Origin of the sequence: Photobacterium frigidiphilum (genome assembly GCF_003025615.1) — a bacterium.
Classification (GTDB): domain Bacteria; phylum Pseudomonadota; class Gammaproteobacteria; order Enterobacterales; family Vibrionaceae; genus Photobacterium; species Photobacterium frigidiphilum.
Map to the genome: position 1 here is coordinate 40,292 of NZ_PYMJ01000018.1, position 26,393 is coordinate 66,684.

At 40.8% G+C, this 26,393-nt stretch carries 21 protein-coding genes; 10 read left to right on the top strand and 11 right to left on the bottom strand.

The features are described from left to right. Positions 1-164 precede the first annotated feature (164 nt). Both pdsS and pdsR read right to left on the bottom strand, forming a co-directional pair. On the bottom strand, positions 165-2,408 hold the full coding sequence (gene pdsS / locus C9J12_RS16930) for a proteobacterial dedicated sortase system histidine kinase (RefSeq protein WP_227876384.1): 2,244 nt from the start codon (positions 2,406-2,408) through the stop codon (positions 165-167). 18 nt (positions 2,409-2,426) lie between these two features. Further along, positions 2,427-3,113, bottom strand: a complete 687-nt coding sequence (gene pdsR / locus C9J12_RS16935; RefSeq protein WP_107243785.1) for a proteobacterial dedicated sortase system response regulator — start codon at positions 3,111-3,113, stop codon at positions 2,427-2,429. Between the two features lie 259 nt (positions 3,114-3,372). Between pdsR and pdsO the strand changes: the two genes are divergently transcribed. Together pdsO and C9J12_RS16945 are read left to right on the top strand one after the other, a co-directional pair. Beyond that, positions 3,373-4,131 carry a sortase-associated OmpA-like protein PdsO gene (gene pdsO / locus C9J12_RS16940; RefSeq protein ID WP_107243786.1) on the top strand — a complete coding sequence of 253 codons (759 nt, stop codon included), beginning with the start codon at positions 3,373-3,375 and terminating at the stop codon, positions 4,129-4,131. Between the two features lie 49 nt (positions 4,132-4,180). Then, positions 4,181-4,417 (top strand): hypothetical protein, encoded by a 237-nt coding sequence (locus tag C9J12_RS16945; RefSeq protein ID WP_107243787.1) that lies wholly within the window; start codon positions 4,181-4,183, stop codon positions 4,415-4,417. Positions 4,418-4,754: 337 nt separating this feature from the next. Here the strand turns inward: C9J12_RS16945 and C9J12_RS16955 are convergent, their stop codons facing one another. Beyond that, a complete protein-coding gene (locus C9J12_RS16955) occupies positions 4,755-5,717 on the bottom strand; it encodes a chemotaxis protein CheV (protein ID WP_107243789.1) in 963 nt (320 codons plus the stop codon). A 403-nt stretch (positions 5,718-6,120) separates the two neighbouring features. On the opposite strand from C9J12_RS16955, the gene fdhF reads away from it, so the two are divergent. After that, positions 6,121-10,278 carry a formate dehydrogenase subunit alpha gene (gene fdhF, locus C9J12_RS16960; protein ID WP_107243790.1) on the top strand — a complete coding sequence of 1,386 codons (4,158 nt, stop codon included), beginning with the start codon at positions 6,121-6,123 and terminating at the stop codon, positions 10,276-10,278. A gap of 501 nt (positions 10,279-10,779) precedes the next feature. After that, on the top strand, positions 10,780-11,151 hold the full coding sequence (locus tag C9J12_RS16965; RefSeq protein WP_107243791.1) for an NADH:ubiquinone oxidoreductase: 372 nt from the start codon (positions 10,780-10,782) through the stop codon (positions 11,149-11,151). Between the two features lie 82 nt (positions 11,152-11,233). Here C9J12_RS16965 and nagA read toward each other — a convergent pair whose 3' ends face one another. Together nagA and C9J12_RS16975 are read right to left on the bottom strand one after the other, a co-directional pair. Next, the gene (nagA, locus tag C9J12_RS16970) at positions 11,234-12,370 is read right to left on the bottom strand and encodes an N-acetylglucosamine-6-phosphate deacetylase (protein ID WP_107243792.1); all 1,137 of its coding nucleotides are present in this window, start codon (positions 12,368-12,370) and stop codon (positions 11,234-11,236) included. A 333-nt stretch (positions 12,371-12,703) separates the two neighbouring features. Beyond that, on the bottom strand, positions 12,704-13,591 hold the full coding sequence (locus C9J12_RS16975; RefSeq protein WP_006229616.1) for a LysR family transcriptional regulator: 888 nt from the start codon (positions 13,589-13,591) through the stop codon (positions 12,704-12,706). A 99-nt stretch (positions 13,592-13,690) separates the two neighbouring features. On the opposite strand from C9J12_RS16975, the gene C9J12_RS16980 reads away from it, so the two are divergent. After that, the gene (locus C9J12_RS16980) at positions 13,691-15,088 is read left to right on the top strand and encodes an MDR family MFS transporter (protein ID WP_107243793.1); all 1,398 of its coding nucleotides are present in this window, start codon (positions 13,691-13,693) and stop codon (positions 15,086-15,088) included. 218 nt (positions 15,089-15,306) lie between these two features. Beyond that, positions 15,307-16,077, top strand: a complete 771-nt coding sequence (locus tag C9J12_RS16985) for a DmsC/YnfH family molybdoenzyme membrane anchor subunit (RefSeq protein WP_170111806.1) — start codon at positions 15,307-15,309, stop codon at positions 16,075-16,077. A 109-nt stretch (positions 16,078-16,186) separates the two neighbouring features. Here the strand turns inward: C9J12_RS16985 and C9J12_RS16990 are convergent, their stop codons facing one another. Next, positions 16,187-16,726 (bottom strand): hydrolase, encoded by a 540-nt coding sequence (locus tag C9J12_RS16990; protein WP_107243795.1) that lies wholly within the window; start codon positions 16,724-16,726, stop codon positions 16,187-16,189. A 246-nt stretch (positions 16,727-16,972) separates the two neighbouring features. Between C9J12_RS16990 and C9J12_RS16995 the strand changes: the two genes are divergently transcribed. The 3 genes from C9J12_RS16995 to C9J12_RS17005 all read left to right on the top strand — a co-directional run bounded on the left by C9J12_RS16995 (position 16,973) and on the right by C9J12_RS17005 (position 20,682). Beyond that, the gene (locus C9J12_RS16995; protein ID WP_107243796.1) at positions 16,973-17,920 is read left to right on the top strand and encodes a LysR family transcriptional regulator; all 948 of its coding nucleotides are present in this window, start codon (positions 16,973-16,975) and stop codon (positions 17,918-17,920) included. A gap of 182 nt (positions 17,921-18,102) precedes the next feature. Beyond that, positions 18,103-19,212 carry an NAD/NADP-dependent octopine/nopaline dehydrogenase family protein gene (locus tag C9J12_RS17000; protein WP_107243797.1) on the top strand — a complete coding sequence of 370 codons (1,110 nt, stop codon included), beginning with the start codon at positions 18,103-18,105 and terminating at the stop codon, positions 19,210-19,212. A gap of 63 nt (positions 19,213-19,275) precedes the next feature. Continuing rightward, entirely contained in the window at positions 19,276-20,682 is a 1,407-nt protein-coding gene (locus C9J12_RS17005) for a YfcC family protein (protein WP_107243798.1), read from the top strand. Between the two features lie 140 nt (positions 20,683-20,822). Here the strand turns inward: C9J12_RS17005 and C9J12_RS17010 are convergent, their stop codons facing one another. The 3 genes from C9J12_RS17010 to C9J12_RS17020 are packed head-to-tail and all read right to left on the bottom strand — an operon-like array spanning position 20,823 to position 23,841. Beyond that, on the bottom strand, positions 20,823-22,343 hold the full coding sequence (locus tag C9J12_RS17010) for a PhnE/PtxC family ABC transporter permease (RefSeq protein ID WP_107243799.1): 1,521 nt from the start codon (positions 22,341-22,343) through the stop codon (positions 20,823-20,825). Beyond that, positions 22,343-22,993, bottom strand: a complete 651-nt coding sequence (locus C9J12_RS17015; RefSeq protein WP_107243800.1) for an ATP-binding cassette domain-containing protein — start codon at positions 22,991-22,993, stop codon at positions 22,343-22,345. Before C9J12_RS17015 ends, C9J12_RS17010 begins: the two co-directional genes overlap by 1 nt. After that, positions 22,993-23,841: a putative selenate ABC transporter substrate-binding protein gene (locus tag C9J12_RS17020; RefSeq protein ID WP_107243801.1), complete on the bottom strand. Its 849-nt coding sequence runs from the start codon at positions 23,839-23,841 to the stop codon at positions 22,993-22,995. Before C9J12_RS17020 ends, C9J12_RS17015 begins: the two co-directional genes overlap by 1 nt. A gap of 157 nt (positions 23,842-23,998) precedes the next feature. Between C9J12_RS17020 and cyaB the strand changes: the two genes are divergently transcribed. After that, entirely contained in the window at positions 23,999-24,544 is a 546-nt protein-coding gene (gene cyaB / locus C9J12_RS17025; protein ID WP_107243802.1) for a class IV adenylate cyclase, read from the top strand. Positions 24,545-24,649: 105 nt separating this feature from the next. Here cyaB and C9J12_RS17030 read toward each other — a convergent pair whose 3' ends face one another. Together C9J12_RS17030 and C9J12_RS17035 are read right to left on the bottom strand one after the other, a co-directional pair. Next, a complete protein-coding gene (locus tag C9J12_RS17030) occupies positions 24,650-25,756 on the bottom strand; it encodes a M20/M25/M40 family metallo-hydrolase (protein ID WP_107243803.1) in 1,107 nt (368 codons plus the stop codon). A gap of 142 nt (positions 25,757-25,898) precedes the next feature. Then, on the bottom strand, positions 25,899-26,231 hold the full coding sequence (locus C9J12_RS17035; RefSeq protein ID WP_107243804.1) for a DUF3392 domain-containing protein: 333 nt from the start codon (positions 26,229-26,231) through the stop codon (positions 25,899-25,901). Positions 26,232-26,393 lie beyond the last annotated feature (162 nt).

The window sequence follows — 26,393 nt, forward strand, 5'->3', positions numbered from 1 at the left end:
AGCTAGATGTATTACCTGATGTATAGATTATTTACGAGCTCAAAATCTCTTGTATTAAAATAACGCCAATACCTATTAAAGTATTAGGCGTTATTTTATATATTCATTCTAGTTTCAATTATAAATAAATACGCCACAGGCATATACCCAGGCATTCTTATGCCTTATTTGTCGCTGGTATCCAAAGGCAGGGTAACAATGACTTCCACACCTTTATTATCTGCTCTATTCCTAAGCATAATTGTGCCATTATGATATTCAGTTATGAGTCTCGCAATAAACAATCCCAAACCTAAATGAGGCTTATTTTGCTTGTCTTGAGTTCTAATTGAGATCATTGAGTTTAGTAATTGATCCGTCATGTTATCAGGCAGTAAAGGGCCATGATTACTGACGATTATAGAAGCGTATGTTTGTGCTTGAATCGTTTCACTAGAAAGGCTGACTTCGATTTCAGATTCGTTGTCGCTGAAATCTTCCGCATTCGCGATTAACTTATCCAAGAGCTGCGCAAGGTAATCAGGTGCACCTTCGATCATTACATTCGTTTCTGGTACTCGTACATTAAATTTTTGCTCAGGAAATGCCATTTGATAACCGTGCATACAGCCTGTTACTAGCTCATTCAGCGGGAATCTCTCTTTTTCTGCACCTTGAAGACTCTGCTCGATACGTGTAGCTTCCGTCATACTTGACAGGATCGTACTCAAGCGGTGAATACCATCTTGTGCCCGTGCAATATAACGCTGTGAATCTTCATCTTGGTTATGCATTGAAAGGTTTTCAATTGAAGAACGTACTACCGCTACGGGGGTACGTAGTTCATGTGATAAGCGTGAAGATAGGTTCTCTAAATAATGATTATATTGCCCTAATCGCCCAACCATAGAAGCTAAACTTCGAGAAAGATCGGCAATCTCATCACTGCCTTTGGCTGGAGAAATGGCTTTTTGAATACGGCCTTGGCTATCAATAGCCTGCTCCGCTTCGTCTCTTAATTGTCGAATACGTGATGAAATATTTGAAGCAAATAAGAATAAGGTAATCGTTCCGATAGCCATAATGGCGAGAATAATATTAAACAACTTTTCTAAAGCACGATTGCGTAATGTTTGGATACCATTAGTTGACTCTTCAGCAACTACAGCCCCCATTACGTTATTATCCAACCAAATAGGGTAGGCAGCAGCGAGTATCATGGCTTTTTTATCTTCAGAAAGTCGCCATTGAGAGTAGCCCCTGCCTTGTAATGCTTGCGATATATGGACACCTTCAAGGTTTGCTGCATCCTGTTGAGAGTCGATAAACTGCTGAGGTGCTGAAATAAGAAATTTGTAGTACAAGGGGTGTAATACATTTTGTTCAAATACCGACCACCACGAATCATCATCTTCACTGTATTTTACAGATGAAGACCACACACCATCTGAATCTTGTATATCACCAGTTTGAGCCAATATACGTTGGTGGCGATCGATAACAGAGATACGGGAACTGTTATGCCCCATGCCTTTTAAAATTTTATCTATTTCAGGTGATGGAACCAATACGGTTCCTAATCGATTGAGGTGAGATGTATTAGATGTGCCAATGATGGTGTCAATAATACGATTTCGGCTATTGTTTATATCGTAAAATGCAAAACCAAGCTTATTACCGAGCATAGTTAATGGAATGCGGAGCTCAAGGTTATAGCCGCTTTCTGTATTTTGCCAAAAACCTTGAATATCACTGGCTGCCACTAAAGAAGCGGGATCGATCATGCTGGTATTATAACTTGTCGCCGAATCTTGATTATCGTCAGTGGGTTCTGTTATATGAAAAGCATTTACCCAGCCACTTTCATAAGGTGAAATGACATAACGTCGAAATTCACCGTTTGGCGATGTCATCGCAATGATTAAGTGATCGCTTCGATCAACCCGTGTCGAATTTTTACGGCGCATAATCGGCGACTTATCATTTACCTCGAATACTGCGTAAAGGTAGCCTTGATATTTACCTACCATGTGTTTGAAGTTAATGTTGTTTGATGCGGAATAAGGACGGCGGCTGAATTGTACATAATCACGACCATAATTGACCATCTGGTTATCGTAATCGTGCCAATCAGACAGTTTTCCATCTAGCTTGATCGGATTTTGTAAGTCGTAAGCATACAGATCTTTACCTTTTTCGACCGATTTAAGAAAACTGGCTTGAAGATTAAACAGATTAGGGCGTTCATTTAATGCGGTTGCGACAGCACGAGTGGTGCCAATTAATGTTTGCTCTTGACCCTGGCGAAGCAGTTTTTCCATTTCCCAAACATATTTATACCCAAGCCAAGGAAGTAACAGTAAAAAGCTTGATATTAGAATGACTTTTGTACGTAAACCAAGGCGTAATTGGGGTTTGAATTTCATCATTCTATTTTTCATATGCTCTTATACACCCCAGCGATAACCCATGCCGTAAACGGTATGGATACAATCAAACTCGTTGTCACATTGAATAAATTTCTTGCGAATACGCTTCACATGAGACGTTATCGTGCTGTCATCAACGACCACTTGTGCTGCCTGCATTAAGTCATCACGACTTTTAACATGGCCAGGACGTTTAGCTAGCGCATAAATCATCCAAAACTCTGTCACTGTTAATTCTATTGGTTGTTGCTTCCAAAAAACCTGCATACGATTTTGATCAATGGTTAGTGAATCTCGCTCAATTAACGACTCTTGCTCGATAGGGGTTGCCATTACTTCACTACGGCGAAATAACGCTGCAATACGAGCAATCAAATGCGGCAAACTGATGTCTTTGGTGAGGTAATCATCAGCGCCCATGCGTAAACCACAAACCGTATCAAAATCACTGTCTCTAGCCGTTAAAAAGATAATCGGGACAGTTGAAGACATTGCCCGTAATGATTGGCATAGCGAAAAACCACCATCAATTTCATCTTGTAAGCCGATGTCTATGATTGCCAAATCGGGTAAACGTTCTTTAAAGGCGGTTAATGCGTCTGGGCGGTTATCGTATCCTTGAACGCTATAGCCATGCTTTACCAATACGTCGGTGTAGTTCTCACGGATGGCGACTTCATCTTCAACGATTGCAATTCTTTTCATGGGAACCTTGTTTCTCTTTTATATGTATTGTTTCTATGTGCTGACTATACAACAAAAAATGGACTAAAAAAGGGGCGAAAACACATTGCCTTTTTTTCGCCACATTTGATCACCGCATTGCTATTTTCTTTCCTCTATATTGCCAGATCAACTTGCTTTAATGACTACATCGCAACGGCAACCCGCTTTGAAACGTTACTTCAATAAAGAATGCGCGTTGCAGGTTACTCATAATAAATAAAACGATGAGGAATACATCATGAAAAAGCAATTAATTACAACCTTGGTTACAGCAGCTCTTCTTACTTCAACAATGGCACCAACTGCTTATGCTAACCAAGCAGACCTGCAAGCTGCAGACGAAACATATGTCGTTGGTGAGCAAGAGCAACTCATCGGATTAGGATCGGGTGCTGCTTTTGGTGCATTAGTCGGGGGCCCTGTTGGCGCTATTATTGGCGCAATGGTCGGTGGAATTGTTGGTACAGCCGTTGGGCAAGATGAGCATATTAAATCCCAAAATGAAGACATGATTGAATTAACCGCGCGTAATACCGAACTTGAACGTATAGACATTAATTATAACCAAGCCCAAATCGAGATTGCCCGTTTGCAGCAAGATTTGCAGTTACAAAGTGAAGAACGTCAAGCATTAATGCTCGAAGTGAATGTACATTTCCGTACTGGTTCATCAGATATCGAGCCGCTTTTTCAGCAGCAACTTGAAGAAATTGCTGAGCTGATGAAGCAATCACCAGAAATGAGTTGGCAGCTAGCTGGGTATGCCGATCGTCGAGGTGATAGCCAGAAGAATTTTGATTTATCAATGCGCCGTGTCGATGCTGTTCGTGATTATCTTGAATCTCAAGGTATTGATACTGATCAGCTTCTTGTTGATGCCTACGGTGATTTAGAGCCATTAAAATCAGAACAAAATTTTGAAAATGACTTTTTTGACCGCCGTGTAACTCTACGCAGCACTCAAGGTGATGTATACACAGCACATACATACCCGTAGCACATCACCTAATAAGACATATTTAATTGAGTCGACAGTGGAGATCTTGATGAAATCAAACAAACCGGAGGCACCTAGTTGGGTGCTTCCAACTCTTATTCTATTACTACTTACTATGCAGTTATCAGTAAGGGCTGAAGATATAAGAGAGCCGCAAATAGACACGCTTTACGGTGAACCATTGGAATTAGTTGATAACACAGATCAAGATAACCTGCCTGAATGGCATGAATATGATGGGATGCAACAACTCGCGGTAAGTAACGTATACGTTCATCGGTTTTAATATTGAAAAAGGGATTTATTCAATGCAAATCGCCAATATAAGTGACCGTGTAACCAAAGTGATGAATTATTTGGATGAGAGCAAGTCGTTCAATGATTGGGAAAGCATGATTTATGTAGCAGAGCGTAAGGTAATCGCGTTTTGTCGGAATTATTTGAAAGTGGATGAGGGGCAATTAATGTCGGCTTTTATGAGATTGTCGGTAGTACATTTTAGTGTTATATATTGTTAATCGTTCATTTCAAGCCCATCTAAATAAGTATCTAATCATTCTTGCTGCGAAAATGCCTGATCAGCTACTTATTCAGAACGGTATTAAGTTCTTTTAAAAAAAACATTAACTTGAGTAGTTAGGTGCATGGCCTAGTACTTCACGTAAACGTTCTTGAACAACATCGACCAATACATCAGGCTGGAATTTAGAGATAAAGCGATTACAACCAACTTTTTCAACCATGGCCTCATTGAAACTGCCACTCAACGACGTATTCAGTGCGATAAATAAATCATTCATGCGTGGGTCATTACGCACTTCATGTGTCAGCTTATAGCCGTCCATTTCTGGCATCTCGGCGTCGGTGAACATCATAAGAATTTCGTCTGTGACTGTTTTACCTTCATCACACCAACCTTTTAATAAGGTTAGGGCTTTCATACCATCGTTAGCTTCGATGACTTCAATACCCAGTTGAGACAAGGTATCGCGAATTTGACCACGAGCGGTAGATGAATCATCGACAATCAAGATCTTGCGACCATGAAGTTGATTAACAATGGTTTTATCTAAGACTTCATCCGATATTTGGATATTGTAATCAATGATTTCTGCTAATACTTTTTCGACATCCAGAATACTGACCAAACGTTGCATGCCATCACGTTCAATTTTAGTGATTGCTGTTAAGTAATTATTAGGTCCCACTTGTTCTGGTGGTGCTTGAATATCTTTCCACGTCATATTAACAATGTTCATTACCTGACCGACAAGAAATGCCTGAATAGTACGGTTGTACTCAGTAATAATGATATTGCACTCATCATTTTTTTCCATACTACGCATGCCGATCGAACTGCGTAGATCAATAACGGGAATGGATGTACCTCGAATATTGGCGACACCGCACACGCTGGGATGTGACCCAGGTAAAATATTCAGATGAGGACGTTTAATGACTTCTTTTACCTTGAAGACGTTGATAGCAAAAAATTGAGATGTATTGAGTTGAAAGATTAAAAGCTCAAGCCGGTTTTGACCAACAAGTTGAGTGCGTTGATCAACTGAATCTAAAATATTGGCCATAGTTTGCTTTAATCCAAATAATTATCTAATTTATCAGTAAATTATAAAGTAGTGATTAGGTAAAAGTCACGATCTATGTAAAAAAATGTGAATCGTTTACTTTTTATTACACTCGTTAATAAAGAAAACAGCTTTAAGCGAGAGATAGCTCTCATACTGGTAAATATTCCAAATATAAAAGCCGACAGTGTTCCAAATCAAAGAATTTTATTCTGCTTTTGATACGTTTGGGGAATAAGTAAAAATTGATGATTTTTCTCCAATCATCCTTGAGCTACTGCCATTCGTGAATACGAAGAACAATAAATGTTCGGTCATTACTATAGTACATATCATTTTGATAAATATGATTACGGTCAATGATTAATAAGATGCAGTACCGAGAACCTTAAAGAGGCAATCAATGGTAAATGTCACGATAGATGGACAAGTATTTCCTGTAAATGCGCAACAAACCCTACTTGAAGCTGCAGCTGACTGTAATATTGAAATACCGTCACTTTGTGGTCTTAATAAAAATGGCGAAAAAGTACCCTGTGAACTTTGTGTCGTCGATGTGGCTGGGCAAGGTATTCAACGTGCTTGTGAAATTCAACCCGTTGAAAACATGACTGTCACAACAGTGTCTGAAGAACTGTCGTCGCTTCGTCAAACAGCACTAAATCGTATTCTTTCTGATCACTATGCTGATTGTGAAGCGCCGTGCCAAACAGCATGTCCTGCTGGCGTAGATATTCAATCTTATCTTTACCATATTTCTCAAGATGATCATGTTAAAGCAGTAGAAGTGATTAAACGAACACTGCCTATGCCGTTATCCATTGGCCGTGTTTGCCCTGCATTTTGTGAAACTGAATGCCGTCGTGGTTTAGTCGATGAACCAATCGCCATTCGCCAGCTTAAACGACATGCAGCCGATATCGATCTTGCTGCACAAGAAAATTATGTACCGCCAAAGAAAGCATCAAAAGGTATGTCCATTGCAGTTGTAGGTAGTGGCCCTGGCGGCTTAACGTGTGGCTATTATCTAACCAATGAAGGCTACGATGTAACAGTATTTGAATCGATGCCTGAAGCGGGTGGTTGGTTACGTTACGGTATACCTGAATACCGTTTGCCTAAGGCTATTTTGGCAAAAGAAATTGAGCTAATGTGCCGAAACGGCATGCAAGTACTGACCTCTAAGAAGTTAGGCGATGATTTCACACTCACGCAACTCACAGAAGATTATGATGCGGTATGCCTTGCAGTTGGTGCTTCGCAAGCTGTAGAAATGAATTATACTGGTAGTGATCTTAATGGCTGTTATTTAGGTGTCGATTACCTGAAAGATTACGTCACTGAAGGTCGTTATATTACGGGTAAAAAAGTAGCCGTTATTGGTGGTGGTAATACTGCCATTGACTGTGCACGAACAGCTGTACGTGACGGTGCTGATACCACGCTTATTTACCGTCGTACACGTGATGAAATGCCTGCTGAAGATTATGAAATTGTAGAAGCCGAGCATGAAGGCGTTAAGTTTCACTTTTTAACAAACCCCGTTGAAAATATTGCTGACGCGAATGGTCACGTGTGTGAAGTTAAGCTCGAGAAAATGGCACTGGGTGAGGCTGATGCATCTGGTCGTCGTCGACCGGAGCCGACAGGTAAATACTTTACCGAAGCGTTTGATACCGTTATTGCTGCGGTTTCGCAAAAGCCTGATTTAAGCTTCATGGATAAAGAAGAATTAGAGCTGCCATTAACGCGCTGGAATACTCAAGATGCTAATCCGAATACCATGCACTCTGGTTTAGGTAATGTATTCAGTATTGGTGATTTCCGTCGTGGACCCGCAACAGCCATTGAGGCGGTTGCAGATGGACGCATTGCTGCAGAGGCGATTGATCGCTTCTTCGACGGTGATATGGAAAACATTCCAGTTAAGCTTTTTAATTCTCAAAAAGAGCGCAAGTTAAAGCAGGTTGCTCCTGAACAGTTTGTAGAGATTAAAAAAGTAATGCGTTCTGTAATGCCAGAATTGAGCACGAAAGAGCGAGAGTTAAGCTTTAGTGAAGTTGAAACGGGTTTTAACAATGACGAAGCAATGCGCGAAGCGGCACGTTGTTTAGAGTGTGGTTGTCAGGCAAACACTGATTGTAAGTTACGTGACTATGCGACCGAATATGATGTTGCAGAAACCGAACTAACCAATGAGAGTTGCCAGAAATTCCATGTAGATGATAGCTCTGAATTCATCGTATTCGACGCTAACCGTTGCATTAGTTGTGGTCAGTGCGTTGAAGCCTGTAATGAAAAAGCAGTTCACGGCACATTAAGTTTCGCCAAAAATGCTGATGGCTCAAGTGCAAGCCGCCCTGAATGCCGTCCTGGCTTTGATAAAGGCTACAGCATGGGTGATTCGAACTGTGTTCAATGCGGGGCATGTGTTCAAGTGTGTCCTACTGGCGCACTGGTCGATAAGCGAGATAAGTCGCAAGGTCGAATCGAAATGCTGAAGCCAGTTGAGACGATTTGTACCTATTGTGGTGTGGGTTGTAAGCTGACGATGTTTGTCGATGAATCATTAAATCAGATTCGTTATGTACAAGGCGTAAAAGATTCGCCAGTAAACCAAGGTATGTTATGTGTTAAAGGACGCTTTGGTTTTGATTTTGTAAACAGCAAAGAGCGTTTAACAACCCCGCTAATTCGTAAAAATGGCGAATTACAGCCAGCCAGTTGGGAAGAGGCTATATCGCTGGTCGCTGACAAATTCAATGCGATTAAAGCCGATAGAGGCGGTAATGCGTTAGCGGGTTTCTCATCGGCGAAAACCACCAACGAAGATAATTTTGCATTCCAAAAGTTTATTCGTCGCGAATTAGAAACGAATAACGTCGATCACTGTGCACGTTTGTGTCACGCATCAACAGTAACAGGATTAGAAGCGTCAATTGGTAGTGGCGCAATGACCAATGACATACCAAGCATTAAGTTCTCTGATGTGGTGTTTATCATTGGCTCTGATACGACCTCGGCACACCCGATCATAGCATCCCATATCAAACAGGCGATTCGTACAGGTAAAACACGTTTAATCGTGGCGGATCCTAAGCGTATTGATATTGCGGATCATTCTGAATTGTATGTCGCACATCGTCCGGGTACGGATGTGATGCTAATGAACGGCATCATGCAACAAATCATCAAAAACGAGTGGCATGATAAAGCGTATATTGATGAGCGAACTGAAGGCTTTGAAGCATTAAAAGCAGAAGTGATGCTCGATAGCTATGCACCCGATAAAGTGGAATTGGTCACGGGTGTGAAAGCGCAAGACGTTATTAAAATGGCGCAGATGATTGGTACCGCTAATCGCACCGCCGTGTATTACTCGATGGGTATTACGCAGCATACAACGGGCCATGATAATGTTCGCTCTGTGGCTAACTTGCAGATGTTGTGCGGTAACATTGGTATTGAAGGCGGTGGTATTAACCCACTACGTGGTCAATCTAATGTGCAAGGTGCTTGTGATATGGGGGCGTTACCAAACAACTTCCCTGGTTACCAGAAAGTACAGGTGCCTGAAATTCATGCCAAGTTTGCCAAAGCATGGAATAAACCCAACTTACCGAAAGAGGATGGGTTAACCCTAACCGAGATTATCGATGCAGCATGTCATGATCAGGTGAAAGGTTTATATGTAATGGGTGAAAATCCAGTTCTGAGTGATCCTAACCAAGCGCATGTACTAGAAGGCTTAGAGAAATTAGATTTCTTAGTGGTACAAGATATTTTCTTAACTGAAACTGCGCAATATGCGGATGTCGTTTTACCGTCATGTTCTTTCGCCGAAAAATCAGGTCATTTCACGAATACTGAACGCCGTGTTCAACGCATTACTCCTGCGGTTAATCCTCCAGGTGAAGCAAAGGAAGATTGGTGGATCATTCAAAGCATTGCAAATGCAATGGGGAGCGATTGGGCGTATCAATCAGTAAAAGACATTACTGAAGAGATCACCCAGTTAACGCCACAATATGCGGGTATTCACTGGGATCGTGTTGGTAGAGATGGCCTTCAATGGCCGTGTAACGACAACGCACCTGACGGTACGCGTGTTATGCATACCTCTCAATTTACTCGTGGTAAAGGGGAGATGGCAGCAATCCCGTTCCGTTACGCGGCTGAATTACCTGATGCAGAATATCCTCTTATTTTGACAACAGGGCGTTTATTAGAACAATTCCACACCGGTACCATGACAAGAAAAACCAAAGGGTTGGATAACCTGGCTGGCCCTCGTGCAATGATTTCGGTCGTTGATGCAGAGCGTCTTGGTGTGCGTAATGGTGAAATGCTTAAAGTGTCAACGCGTCGTGGCAGCATTGAAACCCCTGCGTTTGTTACTAAACGTATGCAAGAAGGTGTGGTATTTGTACCGTTCCACTTTGCTGAAGCGCCTGCAAACCGTTTAACGACGACTGCAACGGATCCCCATGCGAAGATCCCCGAGTTCAAAGTGGCAGCGGTTAAAATTGAAAAAGTACGGGTGTTAGTAGAGACCTGCTGATGCTTTGAATCTGTCGCTGAAAAATCATTCAATGCATTAATGAATGGTTTAGCATTACCGATATAGTGAGAATCTGGAACCATCAATAGCACATGCTGTTGATGGTTTTTTTTGCGTGGAATATGAAATAGTACATTTTTTGTTCGGTTGAATTTGAAAACTTAAATTCCATATTTAATAGCGTAGTAAGGAAGATTTCACACGCTATAAAAGTGCGTAAAGGAATAAAAGAACGCTCTATTAGAGTTTTTAAATCTAAAAGCGCACTTTGTAACTATTTCTTACAATTTACAGGGTGAGTAACAACTAATTAACAACTTGGGGTTGAGTGTCTATATTACCGATGGTTATGATGTTACAGAATGTAAAATTGTGAAGAATTAAGTAATTAACAGTAACAGCCTTCATGGGTCTTAGTATGAAAATAAATCAGAAAGTGGGAAAATACCCCTGTCAACGCGGTTTTATCTTGAAGGGACGCTTTCTATTAATGAGGTTGTTATGAAATTTGGTTTTATTATACTTTTATCAATTGTAGCTGGTGTACTTTCAGGTGAGCATTTCCATTCATTTATGGTAGGCTTTGGAATTGCAGCAGTCGCTGTGGGCACAGGTTACTGGTTAGCTTTTCGCTCGACACGTTATCCTCAATTAGCGGCTTTACTTCTTTTAATGGGAGTGGCGGCGAAAATGGGCGTGACAGTGGTAGGTGTGATGTGGAGCCTTGAAGCAAACTTGATCAATTCACCGTTTGTATTTTCTTTATCGTACTTATTCTTCTCGATTGTTGCGACTTACTTGTATTTCACACTTCGTGAATTCCAAATGAATCGTACTGCTAAAATGAATGCACTGGAAACTCAGGCAGCATAATTAGTTATAAAAATATTCCATAGAAAAGGGGCTGATTAATTATCAGCCCCTTTTTTGTATTTGCGTGTATCTCATCGTGAGATTAGCGAGCAGTAAAGTCGTGTTGTTTACCCATTTGAATAACATGCTGCACCTGATTATCATCAGTTAGCAATGTGATATTCGCTTTATAACCTGCTTTTAACTGACCATATTCGTGGTCAAGTTTTAATGCTTTTGCTGGGTAGAGGCTAGCCATACGCAATGCTTCATCACGCGTAAGCCCAACCTGATCAATAAGGTTTCTTACACCTTCAATCATGGTAATTGCAGCACCTGCGATAGTACCGTCGGCATAATGGCACTTTCCATCAGTTACGTAAGCTGTTGTTCCAGCCATGTCGTATTCGGTTAAGTCTGTGCCTGCTGGATTAACGGCATCTGTTATCATAAATAGCTTTTCACCCATTAGCTGGTGGGCAATACGAACAGATGCGTATGAAGAGTGAATGCCATCAACAATGATGCCTGCATGTGGCTTTTTATCGAAAATATAACCGACAGCGCCAGGTTCACGAGAGCCAAGTGGCGTCATCGCATTATATAAATGCGTAGCCATTGTGATGCCATCTTTTTCAGCAAGTTCTTCATATGTCGAGTTAGTGTGACCAAGTGACACTGTAATGCCAGCCTGTGTCAAAATATCGATAACGTGCTGCGAGGTGTTTTCTGGTGCAAGTGTTATTACGCTAATTTTATCTGCATTATCAGCAAGGTAGTACGCTGTTATTTCATCAAGTTCACGAATTAAGTGCTCTTGGTGCGCTCCCTTTTTAGCTTTATTAATAAAGGGACCTTCAAGGTGTAAACCCAATACGCCTTCTTTACTTGGCTCATTAATATCAGCAACCATATCAATAGCTTGCTTCATTGATTCAGCTTGGCTAGTAATAAGGGTTGGTAAATATTGCGTCGTGCCACTTTTAAGGTTGGTTGCGTTCATTACATCAAGTGTTTCTTTTCTGATGTCTGTATTAAGTAATACGCCGCCACAACCATTTAATTGGATATCAATAAAGCCAGCAGTTGCTAATAAGCCATTAGCATTGAAAATTTTTGCAGGTAATTTTGCATCTTTCATCGAAACGATAGACGTTATAGTGTCTTGATCAATGATAATCGCTTGGTCTAGAAGGGTCGTGTGACCATCAAAAACATTAACATGCGTTAGTGCAAACATAAGCCTCTCGTTATTATCCGCTAGTAACTGCCTCTGGCTATTGTGAATAAACGCAATCACTCAGTTGCAGAGATATGCTGAAGATGAACTCCGCATAATTATAGTTAAAGATGGGATTGCATTGTTACAACAGCACGCCCGCTTAAATTTGTTGGATTTAAGATTGAATCTTAATTCTCGATAGAAAATAAGATATATGAAAAAGGGCGCTGTAGTCAATAATACGAGTCGATTTAAAGGTATATATTTAGCTTTATATCAAATTATTGGTTCTAAAATGTCACTTTACGTATGTTTAATGAGCAATTGTGCTCGCTAGCTCTTTGTTTGTTTCTATAGTGACTCAAAAGGTTTCCAATGCTCAAAAATAAAGTCAATCAGCGCTTGAGTGCGCTCTGACAGTAGCTTTCTTTGTGGATATAGCAGTGCAACGTCAGATCCTTCCATTTGCCAGTCAGGAAATAATTGAATCAACTCGCCATTCTCAAAGGATTTTTTTGTATACCATTCAGGAAGACGTGCTATGCCCAATCCTGCAACGGCAGCACGATGGATAGTATCTAGCTCGTCAGATTGAATACGTGCATTCGGGATGAACTTTACACTTTCGCCACTAATATGGTTGAACACCCATCGTTGCTGAGGGCTTGGTGATAACAGGTCGTAACGTACTAATTGGTTAGGGTGGGTTAGGTCTGGTTTATCATTTAGATAGTCAGGGGTCGTACATATTACTGATGGGTTATGTGACAAACGTTTTGCGACCCAATCAGAAGCAGGCTGATGACCAAAGCGTAAGGCAATATCAATATCACCGCGAAGATGGTAATTATTTTGATTCCCTAACTGGAAGCGTATTTGTACTTTAGGATGTAGCTTTGCAAACTCTAACGCTAAAGGACCAATTTGGTGCTTGAGTGGAATAATGGGAGCATTGATAACAATAACGCCAGAAAAGTCTTCTTTTTCTTTATCGACGCTTTCAAGTCGAAGGTGAATATCATCAAATACAGTCGAAAATTGCTGAACAAGTAGCTGTCCATCTTTCGTTAAACTCATATCTTTTGCATGGCGCACCAATAACTTGCGGCCAGTATCGGTTTCAAGTTGTTGTATTCTTCTGCTTAGCGTACTGGTCGGAATGGCTCTTTGTCTTGCGGCTGATGCGAAACTTCCGGCTTTTACGACAGTAAGGAAAAGGTCTAAATCATCCAGTTTCATTCAAGATCCCATTTATGAAATGATGAGGTTCATTATATCCTGTTTTCGTAACGGCAAACTTGTTTTATTTTAGGCTCCGTTTTAGTTATGGGGGAATGTATGTCACCTAAAACAATTTTTACCAGCGTAGCACTTGTTATTGCATTGGGTTCATTAGAAAAAAGTATTGTTACCACGCCTTTGCCTATTATTGGGGCGGAATTAAATGCAGGGCAGGCACTCACATGGGTGATTACGGCTTATCTACTTGCAGCGACGGCTGTTTTGCCTGTTTATGGCAAATTAAGTGATATTTTTGGACGCGTAAAAATGCTGAACATCAGTATTTTACTGTTTATTCTTGGCTCTGTTGCTTGTGCATTATCGCAAGACTTAACACAATTAATTGCCTCACGGGTGTTGCAAGGCATTGGTGGCGGTGGTTTGATTGCCTTAGCATTCACTGTGATCGCAGATAGTATTCCTGCCCGTGAAGTAGGGAAATATCAAGGCTATATTTCAATCGTTTATGCCGTATCCAGTATTGCAGGACCTTTGTTAGGTGGGTATTTTTCTGAGCAGTTATCATGGCGTTGGATTTTCTGGATTAATATTCCATTAGGTGCTCTTGCAGTATGGATGATAAACAAAAACCTAAGGCACCTAAGTGTTAAACGCGCATCGAAGTTTGATTGGAAGGGCGCAGGTTTACTGATGACAGCAACCACCTTGTTACTGTTATTAATATCACCAGAAGCCAGCCTTGATGCAACAATTGCCAGCATTGCGTTATTTACCGTTATGCTGCTATTAGTTTGGGTTGAACGAAAAGCGGTAGATCCTATTTTACCGGTAAGATTGGTATCGTTACCGGGGTATGTTATTAGCGTGCTTTTAATTTTATGTTCCCAGTTATTGATGTTTGCAGTGTTGGTTTACCTTCCGCTTCAAATGCAATGGCAAAAAGGGATGACAGCGTCAGGCAGTGGTCTGTTGATGATGATCTTCATGTTTAGCATCACAACAGGTGCCTATTTTGGTGGTAAGCAAATTGCTAGAAAAGGCTACTATAAGCGCTTTGTTGTTGTTGGGTTTTTACTCTCGGCAATTGCATTATGGCTATTACACTTTGATCTGTATTTATCTGCGGCCTTGGCTGCGGCGGGGCTTGGCTTAGGGCTTACTCTACCTGCATTAAGTGTAGTTGTTCAAAACGTATTACCAGCAGAAGATCGTGGTATAGGTATGTCATTATTTGGCTTTGGACGAGAGCTTGGTGGTGCTATCGGTGTCGCGTTTTGTGCCACTATATTCCATAGCCAAGTGCCAGTCGTAGTTGCTGAAGGTAGCGAGAATACCTTAGCTCATTTTGATCCAGAGGCGTTAGCGCAGGGCTTTAGCATGACCTATGCGGGTATGGCTGTTGTTGCTGTTATTGCTTTTCTGCTCGCTGTGTTTGCAATGAAAGGGCAAGCGTTATCATCAGATCTAAAACCGCACGCGGTAAAAGATAAATAACCCAAAAGTCGATGACTTGTTTGTTGAAGCATAACGGGTAATCACTCATGGCTTAAAAGTCATGCTGTTATTGTTACAGCTATCAATATATGCTTCTCGCTTCTCTTACCATAATCAGGCAAAATGCTTGGCTTTATTTCTAATTCTCATTTTCAATGTATACAGTCTTAATGTTTACATTGTAATGAACAGCCTATAGCACAATGACGAGGTGTGTCATGTATTGGTCTGATTGGCCGTTTCTCTTATCTAGCGCGTTAACACAAGTAACAATAGGTGCTTTTATTGTCTTGGCATTTGTCATTCTTAGCGGGAAATTATGCTTCGGGCAAAGCGATCGTGTACATAAAACCATGCCTGTATTTTGGCTGCTATTGTTCGTCGCTTTAACGTTACGTGAATCAAGCCTAATGGTTGACCAAGTCTACTCGGTATATACATTTGGTACTGAAGTGCTCATGGTGACGGTATTTTTTGTGCTAGCCAATGTGTATTGGTTTGCTGAAAAAAACTTGTTTGGCTCTGAACGATTCAGATCTCTGTTACTGATTGTGGCATTAATGAGTGGTTTGATTTATTTAACGCATGGTTTAATCGTTAGAACGAATCAATGGCTTATTGCTAGTCACTTTATTGCCACCACACTATGTGGCGGCACGCTATTTGCCCATACCTTGTTGGTGAGGTCTGAACATAAAGTCGAAGAGGTAAATCGCTACCTTCCTATTGTTGGGACTTTGATTGCGGTGATTTGCTTACTAACAGGGTTACCACAAGTGGGTGAACTTGCTGCTCGAGTAGACAGCCACAATGAATTAGGACCATTCATTGCACAAGTATTAAGTTTAGGTTTGTTATTAGCTGGAGTTGGCGTTTGGCTAATGCCGTTGTTAACACGCAGTAAACCTGTTTTAGGTGTTATGACCTTTGCATTTACCTTAATGCTATTTTCATCGTATTTGGCGGCTGTAGGTTATACGCTGGTTTGATGTTGTACTTGGTTTAATATTGTTATTAAGTGACTTAACGATCGGTTCATTTTAACGTTGAACCGGTCGTTTTTCTGAGACTCAATAAATAAAATGAAGAAATAGTGCGTTACTTTATAATCTTCAATATCTGCTTGAATCGCTCACCTTGGGCCACTGCTTGTAATTCAAATAATACCATTTCAGTACAAGATAGCTGCGCGCCAGCTTGCTGCATTTTGTTTAATGCAATCGTCTTATTTTGTACATTTCTTGACGATACTGCATCAGTAATCACTTCTACGCCATAACCGGCATCTAATAAATTCATCACGGTTTGATACACACAGATATGCGCTTCGATACCAACAACAAGCACGTTTTTACAACCCGTAGCTTCTAATGCCGAGACAAATTCAGCCGTTTGATATGCACTGAATGTATTTTTTACAATGGGCTCTTTATTAGGAAGGTTATCTGAAATTTCAGCAATAGTGCCACCAAGCTTATCGGGTAATTGCTCAACCCAAAGAGTGGGTAAATCGAGAATGGCAGCACCTTTAACCATGGTTTCTAAATTGCTGAATAGGGCATTTTTATCGGCCATGATTTGAGCCAGCTTGCCTTGAACATCAATGATCACAAGCGCGGTATTGTTAGCATCAAGCATAGTATCGTCCTTATTGAAGCGTTGTAATTCAGATCCTTAAATCTGCTTGGGTATATCATACAACTATTTCCATTCTTGACTATTAGACTTTAGCTGAATAAGTCAGCCATTGAATTAAAGTTGGGTTATGGCTAGTTCTTTCAGTATGAATAAATCAATCAATACGTTAAATATATTGGTTGTTTCAATGTAATTATAGTTCCGTTCTGTTAGCGTTAGTCACCCCAAAATTACGGCTCTCTTCCTATGAAATTAACACAATTGAATGCATTTAAAGCCGTTATTGAATGTCAGACGGTTACTGCCGCCGCAGAGCGACTCAATTTAAGCCAACCAGCTGTAAGCCGTCTGCTTTCAGGGCTTGAACAACGTTTAGGTTTTAATCTATTTATCCGTAAGGGCAACCGGTTAGTCTTGAGTGACGAAGGTGAAGCGTTTTATTTAGAGGTCGCTAAAGTATTTGAGGCTGTGTCAGGTCTTGATAGCGCCGCTGATTCTATTCGTTCACATCGTTTTGGAAGCTTAAATATTGCCGCGATGCCCTTGTTATCAAATGCTTTTCTTCCGCGTATTTTAGCGACTTTTTTAAAGCAATCATCAAGAATGAAAGTCGGTTTTAAAACATATCGTTCTGAAGATGTGGTTCGTCGGGTACAAAGTCAAACAACGGATATTGGCTTTGCATTTATTGATGAGCAGTTAGCGGGTGTTAAAGCACAGAAAGTCGAAAGTGAATGCGTATGTTTGTTGCCAGCATCATCACCATTAGCAAATAAAATGTCGATCGATATTCATGATATTGCTAATCAGGTTCTTATCCGCCATGAAAAAGATATTACTCAGCGGCGTATCGATCAGTTATTACACCGTTATAATTTATCGACTATCGAGCATATTGAGGTGTCATTAGCGAGTACCGCTGCTGCATTGGTGCGTGAAGGTGTCGGTATCGCCATTACAGATCCCTTTACGGCTCATATGGCGAGCGAGCATTGTGATGTTGTGATGCGTCCGCTAACGTTCTTACTGCCTTTTGAATTCGATATTTTATATCCTGCCCTTAAACCGATTCATCGCCATGCTGAACTGTTCATAGAGCAGTTTATGTTGCTAGCAGATGAAATGAATATCTATTTAAAAATAGGCTCTATGCGTGATTTAAACAATGAAGATACGGAGATACATCACAGTTAAGCGTGCATTGTGTGTTAGGCGTGTGTCTTATTAAATTTTATAATTATCATGACATTACGCTTAATGTGTTTATAGAGTATTACATTTTTGCATAGTACTGAAAGGGTTCAGCATTGGTCAACATTCATTGTATTTCTTAGTCTGGTTTCAAGATCAAACAAACAAGAATATAAGGAAGAATGATGTCCAATCGAGTCTCTATCATTGGGTCTGGTAATGCAGGGTTAACCGCGGCGTATCACTTTTCATTACATGGCGCGAAGGTGTGTTTATATGGTGCTGTGGGTTTTGATCAACCGCTTACTGATATCGAACAACGTGGCGGTATTGAAGCATTAAGTGCATTTAATGATGTGCCATTGGCTTATGCTGGTTTCCAAGCCATTGATGCCATTAGTCGTGATTTAGCTGAAACCGTTGCGTATTCTGATTTACTGATTTTACCTGTCCCATCATTTGCACAAGAACCGTTATTCATTGAGATGTTACCGCATTTGCGTGACGGTCAAGTAGTGATGTTAATGCCGGGTAATTATGGTTCATTAGTGCTTAATCGTATTAAAGCAGAGCAGGGTTATGGTGATCTCGATATCACCTTTGTGGACGCAATATCAATTCCATGGGCGACCCGTATCGTTGGTCCTGCAGAGCTTGCGATTCTGGGAATGAAAGAGTTTCTACCTGTTGCGGCTTTTCCTGCTTCTAAAACAGATGAGGCTATCGCTAAGCTGCAACCAGTGATGCCATTACCATTAAAAAAACTCGATAATGTTATTAATGCGGGTTTAGAAAACATCAACTTTGGTGGGCATCCATTGCTCACGACCTTGAGTATGGGGTTACTTGAAAATTTTGATGGTCAGTTTAACTATTACAAAGATTGCTGCTCTATTTCAACGGCTAAGGCTGCGGCAGTCATGGAGGGAGAGCGCATCCAAATTGGTAAGGCACTAGGGCTTGAATTAATCCCTGAGCTTGATGCCATGAATGCGCTATATGCCATGCAATGTGAAAATGTGTATGAAGTGAACCGTACATCAGAAACACATGGGAAACTGAATAGTGCCCCTAATTCAGCTTCTAATCGTTATATCACTGAAGATGCTGCTTATCTTTTAGTGCCTTGTTATGAATTAGGACAACTGACAGGAGTGAATACACCGCTCGTGACATCATGTCTGCATATTGATAATGCCTATAACGACACTGACTATTTTAAAGAGGGTCGTACCTTAGAAAAAATGGGGCTCGCAGACATGTCAGTAAAAGAAATAATGGACTTTGTTGCATAAATAAGAAGGTGGAATACCACCCACATTATGGGGCACTTAGCCCCATTAAATAAGGACATCCTAATGACGAAATTTAAGTTTCCCTCTGCCTACACAATTTTAATGATTTTAACCGTTTTAATGGCCGCGCTAACTTGGATCATTCCAGCTGGCCAATACCAAATGGTGATGAATGAAACCCTCGGTAAAATGGTACCGTTAGTGGGTTCGTTCGAAACTGTTGCCGCTAATCCGCAGGGTATTGTTGAAGTATTGATGGCACCGATTCAGGGTTTTTACGATCCTGCTAGTTATGCAGCTCGTGCTGTTGATGTTGCACTATTTGTATTGGTCATTGGTGGGTTTCTTGCCGTAGTGACTCGTACTGGCGCGATTGATGCAGGTATTGCCGGCACAATGAAGCGTTTAGGTGGACGTGAAAAGTGGATGATTCCTATTCTTATGGGATTATTCGCAATGGGTGGAACGGTTTATGGTATGGCGGAAGAAACTATTCCTTTCTATGCTTTGTTAATCCCAGTCATGATTGCCGCGGGCTATGACAGTATTGTCGGGGTTGCCATTATTATGGTGGGAGCTGGTATCGGTTGTTTAGGTTCAACCATTAATCCATTTGCGACGGTTATTGCATCGAATGCTGCTGAAATTAATTTTATGGAAGGCATTGTTTTACGAGCCGTTATTCTCGCATTAGGCTGGATTATTTGTGTAGTTTATGTGATGCGTTATGCCGCTAAGGTAAAACAGGATCCGTCCGCGTCACTCGTTGCTCATCAAAAAGAAGACAATGAGCGTCATTTTTTACACAGTAAAGAACAACAAGCACCAGAGCTTACTGGTATTCGTAAAGCCGTATTAGCAATATTCGGTTTAACGTTTGCCGTCATGATGTGGGGTGTTTCTATCGCAGGCTGGTGGATGGCTGAGCTATCAGCACTATTTATCGGTGCAAGTATCATCGTTGGTTTTGTTGGTCGGTTATCTGAAGTTGAAATTACCGATAGTTTCATTGAAGGTGCACGAGATTTACTGGGTGTCGCCTTAATTATCGCTATTGCTCGTGGTTTAGTAGTCGTGATGGATGATGGCAATATCACGCATACTATTTTGAATTATGCTGAAGGTCTTTTAGGTGGTTTACATGAAATCGCTTTCATTAATGCGATTTATTGGATTGAAGCGGTACTTTGTCTTGTGGTTCCGTCATCTTCTGGTCTGGCTGTTCTTTCTATGCCAGTACTTGCACCGTTAGCTGACTTTGCAGGGGTGGGGCGTGAGCTTGTCGTAACGGCTTTCCAGTCAGCATCTGGTCTACCTAATTTAGTGACGCCAACATCGGGTGTGGTAATGGGGGGCCTAGCGATTGGTCGTGTAGCATACTCATCTTGGCTTAAATTCATTGGCCCTTTAATTGGTATGCTAAGTTTGATGGTAATGGCGCTGCTAAGCTTGGGTGTTGTTATGGGTTAATGATGTACTAGATGAATATTGTATTTGGCTGATTTTGTAGATGATTATATAACGTTGGCGAAATACAGAAATGGCGTAACCTTTGCGGGTTACGCCATTTACTTATCCAGATTGGTATAACATCTTTTTTCTCGTAACTTTTACGCTGCTTTTACATTTAGCTTTTTACGAATATGGCGTGAAAGGGAATCAATGCCAATGCAGAGCAATGCTGTGATGACAATATAAAACATAGCCCGATCAAAGCGCATCTCTTCAAAAGCCGAGTCGATATAAAAGCCGAGTGTTGTAACCCCCAATACCCCTAGTATTGCTGTTTCCCGCATGATGACCTCCCATCGATAGAAGGTAAAAGCAAGAAAACTACTGTATATTCTGGGTAGTACTTCATAGAAATACAGTGAAATTGCGTGCCCTTTGATGACTCTGCCACTATTGATTCCGTTATGTTGGAGTGGGGTATCTGGGCGTAATTTCAGGGTATTGGCGAGTTCAGCAAGTAAAAAGCCAATTAATCCTCCGTTATGAATAGCAAGCGCTAATACGGCAGGTAGCATTGAAGGGCCAAGCAATAATAGAAAAATAAACGCAAGGATCATTTCTGGTGTCGAACGTAATACAACTAATATTCCTTGCCCCATTATTCGACCTGTAAATCCAACAAAGAGTTTGACGGTTAAAGGGAATACGAGCAGTGCGATAATGCCAGTAACAACCAGAGCAAGCTGCGTCAGAATCAGTGTATTTACGATACCTTCAAAGACTTCACCTGTTAATAATGACCAATACCAATGCAGGGTTTGGTTTATCACATTTAGATCAATATCTGCAGCATAGCGTAGAGGTGATGGCCAAATATCGGAGCCAAAGAACCGAGTGAAGTTATCCCAATTAACTTGTCCGAATGCCGGCAAATAAAACCATGCAGCGGCAATATAAATGGGTAACAGTTTTGCTTTTAACCAGAAGTTAATTGAGATAATTAAGAGATAGAACAGCAATAGCAAAGCACCAGCTTGAGAATAGTTACCTTGACTGAACGCACTTTCTAAATGAAAGCCTAAAGTCGGTATGCCAACGAATCCGAGTATGGTGCTAGAACGCAATGCACATTCAAAACGGTAGCGGGTATAGCTAATCAATTGGTTTTTGACCAGTGAAAGCTTTGTATAAACAAACACACTGAGAATATCTGCTTTTTTGGAAACGGTTTTGGCTGGGGTTGTGTCCGCTTGTTCAAATATCTCGGCGTAGACTTTGGCAAATGTGCAAGCATAAGGAAGCGATATCGCACATAAGGCTGTTAGCGGGTCTAACCCAAACAGCTGTAAAAAGATCAGTGCCCAGAACAACTCATGAATGGAACGAAAGAACGCACAAAATATCCGTACAATGCGGAATTCAAAAACCAACGCAAGAAAAAAGCCAAAGAAAGCCCCAAATGTGACCCCCAGCAATGCGATGCTTACTGTAAAAAATAGCGCGTCAAAGATATATTCGGTGGCAAAGAAATCGGGAGTAATAAAGCCGACAAACATCCTGCCTATTTCTGTCCATGGATCAATGGTAGAGATTTCTAAATCGGCTGATAGCGTTAATGCTAATGCGATAATAACAAAAATGAAACTCAGTTTTCTCTGAGCATAACCAGAACTATTCATTATGATTGGTATAGGATATTCAGTGCTGCAATATCGAGCTGGTTACTGGGTTTGTCAAATTTAATTCTACCGTCTTTAAGGCCAATAATACGGTCAAAACAGCTTAGTGCGAGGTGTCTGTCATGAATCGCGACAATAAGAGTATGGTGAGATTCACAAATATGCGAAAGAAGAGAGTGTGCTTGTAAGGGATCAAGGCTTGAAACGGGTTCGTCACCCATAAAGACAGGCTTATTACGGTATAACGCACGGCCAATTGCGACACGCTGGCGTTGACCACCGGATAGTTTATCAACAGACGTTCTCATTTTATCGCGCAAGCCTAACGTATCAGCAATTGCTGCGATCTCGTTCCATTGCTGAGGCTTGATAAGGTTTAATACATTTTGGAAAACGTTGAATTGTTCTAACCGCGCCATATAAATATTGTTATAGAGGCTTAGTGGCCCTACTAGGCCATGGCTTTGCGGGCATAGGGCGGTTTCTTCGTGAATAAGAGAATGTAGCTGATTAAGTAACGTTGATTTACCCGCACCACTAGGGCCGATAAGTGCGATTTTTTCACCGCTTTCAATGGATAACGATATATCGCGAAGAACTGGGTTATGTTCATAACCCAGCTCTGCATTTTTAAGTTCTAATAGCGCCATTAATCAATAATACCGATAGAACGTGCAACATTTTCAACGGGTTCAAAATCTTTGTTACTGGCAGGAATGAAACTTTGGCGAGGAAAGCTAGCTAATAGTTCTGGGTCGTTCATTTCAAGCAATGCTTGTGTAACTTTTTGTTTGAAGTCGGCACCAAATTGCTCGTTAACATCACCTCTGATCGTCCATTGATAATCAGGATAAGTAGGGGTTTCCCAAATAATAGAGATTTTGTTGCTATCTATTTTCCCAGCTTTCAGTTCATTTTCCCACACTTTATAGTTCACAGCGCCAACGAGGTAAGCTCCAGATTGTACTTGGGCAATTGTACGGCTGTGGTCGCCAGAGAAACCAACACGTTTAAATACCTTTTGGGGCGATGTTTTGAAAAATTCACGCAGATAATATTCAGGCATTAAGCGACCTGATGTCGAACCTTTAGAGCCAAAAGTAAAGGTTTTACCAGCGATATCAGCAGGGAAGTCGTCAGATTTTTTTAGCCCCGTTGATGTATGTGCAATGAAGTATGTTTTAAAAAACTGATCTTCATACCCTTGCGCTATCGCTTCAGAACCGGGTACGAGTTGTCGCGCATGCACACCAGAAAGCCCACCAAACCATGCTAATTGTACTTGGTTATTTCTAAAAGCGGTGACTGCTGCAGCATAAGATTTTACTGGAATATACTTAACATCGACGCCAGTTTCTTCACTTAAATAGGCGGCAACTTTATCAAAGCGTTCACGTAATCGGCTTTCGTCTTCATCAGGAATTGCTGTAAATGTAAACGTTTGTGCATAGCTTACACAACTGATTCCTAATAAGAACAGAGCCATAAGGGCTTTCATTATTCAATCCTTTAAATATAAAATTGCTGATCATACACAAAGAGCTATTCACCACATAGCTTTAATCATGTTTCTATGCCACATCGTGTTTTCAAGTGAGGCTTCACGTTATACTAGCCGTGCTTTATTACTAATATTATTTTCAATGGATCGCAGCATGACAGAACACTTTAAAGGTAAATACGAAGTAGAGTTAAAATACCGATTAACCTCAAAAACACAGTTTCTATCATATTTACAGGCCATGAATCCAGAGGTTATGTTGGAAGATAACCTTGAACATGATTGCTATTTTGACTGTGTAGGTAACCCGCTAAAAAACCAAAACAAGAGTGTCTGTATTAGAAATATGCAGCCTTCAGGTATTAAATTGTGGATTGTAAAGGGCCCTGAAGCCGAGCGATGTGAGGCTGTAAATATTACCGATAGTGATAAAGCAAAAAGCATGTTGCTAACGATGGGGTTTGACCTTGTTTTAGAATTACAGAAGACCCGCAGCATCTATTTTATAGGTAAATTTCACGCAACTGTTGATCATTTAGAAGGGCTGGGGGATTTTGCCGAACTTGCTATCATGACTGACGATGAATTAATGTTAGAACAATATAAGCAAGAATTACTCGAATTGGCAGCCAAGCTAGGTTTGACAGATGCACAATTGGAAAGCCGCTCTTACCGCGAGATGCAAACACCGCAAGGTTAGTAGTATAGGCCGTATATTCATTGCAAATAAAAACCGGACATCTAACTTTACGCTAGCTAGTCCGGTTTATTTAACTCTATTTACTTATATCAATGTAACGGCAAATTAGCGCGTTAAATAGGTATACATAAAGTCAGTAATGCTTACCATATCTGCAATGGCGATATATTCTTCAGTGGTATGTACTTTTGCCATGCCTGTCGAAAGGTTAACTGTTTTTAACCCTTTTTCATTGAAGATGTTTGCATCGCTACCACCACCAGTTGAATTGGTTTTAGGCTCAACACCATTTGCTGAGAAAGCCGCTTTAATATCATCAATAAACACGTCGTTATCATCGATGTTATAAGCGTTGTATGCGCGAGTTGATACGATATCGATCTGTGCACCGTGCTTTTCAGCTGCTGCTTCAAATGTCGTTATCATGTGTGCAACTTGGTTAGCTAATTTCATATCATTCAAAGAACGCGCTTCTGCTTCGATATACAAAGTTGGCATTACAACGTTAGTTGCTTGACCGCCTTGAACAACACCAATGTTTGCTGTTGTTTCTGCATCAATACGAGATAGCTTCATCTGGCTAATTGCATCAGCAGCAACGGTTAGCGCATTGATTCCCGTTTCAGGTGCTAAACCAGCATGCGCAGGTTTTCCGGTAATATTGATTTTTAGGTTTTGCTGACCAGGTGCCGTTGTAATAATAGTGCCAATAGCGCCGCCTGAATCAAGCACAATCGCTTCTGTCGATTTAACGAATGACATGTCGAAGTGCTTCGAACCGTGTAAACCACCTTCTTCATAGACAGTGAAGGCAATCTCTATAGTCTTATGAGCTAAACCGTTAGCCTTGATACAACGAACCGCTTCCATAATCGCGGCAATACCTGATTTATCATCACCACCAAGAATTGTGTCACCCTTCGAACTGATAATACCATCGACGATAATCGGTTCTATGTCATTACCCGGTGCAACGGTATCCATGTGGCAACTCAGTACAATACTACCTTCAAGCGAACCTGGTAGAGTTGCGTAAATATTGAAGCCATTTGAAATATTTTCAGGTACTGGTAATTTAGTAACGTCGAAGCCAATACCACCCAGTTGCTCTGCAAGGGTTTCAGCGATAGCTTTTTCGTTTTGGGATTCACTGTTGATCTTAATAAGCTCGATGAAATGTTCGATCAATCTTTCTTGGTTAATGTTAGTCATGATTATGCTTTTTTAGGAACAGGAGTTAGTACTTTAAACTGAATTAACCCTGTTTTTAGCTGTTTTAGGTCAATAAAATGGTCGATCATGCCGATAATTGATGACAAATTGAGACGTAAATATACATTTTGATGAACGGCGTTTAATAGTGGCGTGTTTTTTGTGCCCATAATCCGATGACAATGAATGTCGTGATTACTGAAACAAACATCCATTGGCTTGGCATTGTGCTCAATTTTTGGGTTAACCAAGGAGAAACCTTAATGAGAAGCAAGCCGTAACCGAATGAATTAACTAATATAAAAGCACTCGTTCGAATGAAAATGTTTTTACCTGACAAAAGACGACGTAGGAAGTGATTAATATCTGAACCAAAAATAATCAATGAACAAGCGACGATAGTGAGCGATATTTCACCTAACCAAGGTTTAAAGGTGTGCCCAGCTTGAGCGAGTAGTGATATAAGAGTATCCATTCTGTTCTCGTAATTTATGGGTTTGAATAATGCGCTACCTTACTGATTTATGATGATAAGTTAAATATTGGTCATGTCGAGCTGTAAACAAGATCACAGTAAGGTGATATTTATTGATGATCATTTAATTTCTTCAATAAAGGTTATTTGAAAGTCGTTAGC

What these genes read in the sequence shown, in the direction of transcription:
- C9J12_RS17000 (WP_107243797.1), top strand. Translation starts at nt 18,103, where the DNA reads ATGTCCAATCGAGTCTCTATCATTGGGTCTGGTAATGCAGGGTTAACC.
- C9J12_RS16980 (WP_107243793.1), top strand. Translation starts at nt 13,691, where the DNA reads ATGTCACCTAAAACAATTTTTACCAGCGTAGCACTTGTTATTGCATTG.
- fdhF (WP_107243790.1), top strand. Translation starts at nt 6,121, where the DNA reads ATGGTAAATGTCACGATAGATGGACAAGTATTTCCTGTAAATGCGCAA.
- pdsO (WP_107243786.1), top strand. Translation starts at nt 3,373, where the DNA reads ATGAAAAAGCAATTAATTACAACCTTGGTTACAGCAGCTCTTCTTACT.
- C9J12_RS16985 (WP_170111806.1), top strand. Translation starts at nt 15,307, where the DNA reads ATGTATTGGTCTGATTGGCCGTTTCTCTTATCTAGCGCGTTAACACAA.
- C9J12_RS17015 (WP_107243800.1), bottom strand. Translation starts at nt 22,993, where the DNA reads ATGGCGCTATTAGAACTTAAAAATGCAGAGCTGGGTTATGAACATAAC.
- nagA (WP_107243792.1), bottom strand. Translation starts at nt 12,370, where the DNA reads ATGTTTGCACTAACGCATGTTAATGTTTTTGATGGTCACACGACCCTT.
- C9J12_RS17030 (WP_107243803.1), bottom strand. Translation starts at nt 25,756, where the DNA reads ATGACTAACATTAACCAAGAAAGATTGATCGAACATTTCATCGAGCTT.
- cyaB (WP_107243802.1), top strand. Translation starts at nt 23,999, where the DNA reads ATGACAGAACACTTTAAAGGTAAATACGAAGTAGAGTTAAAATACCGA.
- C9J12_RS17020 (WP_107243801.1), bottom strand. Translation starts at nt 23,841, where the DNA reads ATGAAAGCCCTTATGGCTCTGTTCTTATTAGGAATCAGTTGTGTAAGC.
- pdsS (WP_227876384.1), bottom strand. Translation starts at nt 2,408, where the DNA reads ATGATGAAATTCAAACCCCAATTACGCCTTGGTTTACGTACAAAAGTC.
- pdsR (WP_107243785.1), bottom strand. Translation starts at nt 3,113, where the DNA reads ATGAAAAGAATTGCAATCGTTGAAGATGAAGTCGCCATCCGTGAGAAC.
- C9J12_RS16955 (WP_107243789.1), bottom strand. Translation starts at nt 5,717, where the DNA reads ATGGCCAATATTTTAGATTCAGTTGATCAACGCACTCAACTTGTTGGT.
- C9J12_RS17010 (WP_107243799.1), bottom strand. Translation starts at nt 22,343, where the DNA reads ATGAATAGTTCTGGTTATGCTCAGAGAAAACTGAGTTTCATTTTTGTT.
- C9J12_RS17005 (WP_107243798.1), top strand. Translation starts at nt 19,276, where the DNA reads ATGACGAAATTTAAGTTTCCCTCTGCCTACACAATTTTAATGATTTTA.
- C9J12_RS16965 (WP_107243791.1), top strand. Translation starts at nt 10,780, where the DNA reads ATGAAATTTGGTTTTATTATACTTTTATCAATTGTAGCTGGTGTACTT.
- C9J12_RS16945 (WP_107243787.1), top strand. Translation starts at nt 4,181, where the DNA reads ATGAAATCAAACAAACCGGAGGCACCTAGTTGGGTGCTTCCAACTCTT.
- C9J12_RS16995 (WP_107243796.1), top strand. Translation starts at nt 16,973, where the DNA reads ATGAAATTAACACAATTGAATGCATTTAAAGCCGTTATTGAATGTCAG.
- C9J12_RS17035 (WP_107243804.1), bottom strand. Translation starts at nt 26,231, where the DNA reads ATGGATACTCTTATATCACTACTCGCTCAAGCTGGGCACACCTTTAAA.
- C9J12_RS16990 (WP_107243795.1), bottom strand. Translation starts at nt 16,726, where the DNA reads ATGCTTGATGCTAACAATACCGCGCTTGTGATCATTGATGTTCAAGGC.
- C9J12_RS16975 (WP_006229616.1), bottom strand. Translation starts at nt 13,591, where the DNA reads ATGAAACTGGATGATTTAGACCTTTTCCTTACTGTCGTAAAAGCCGGA.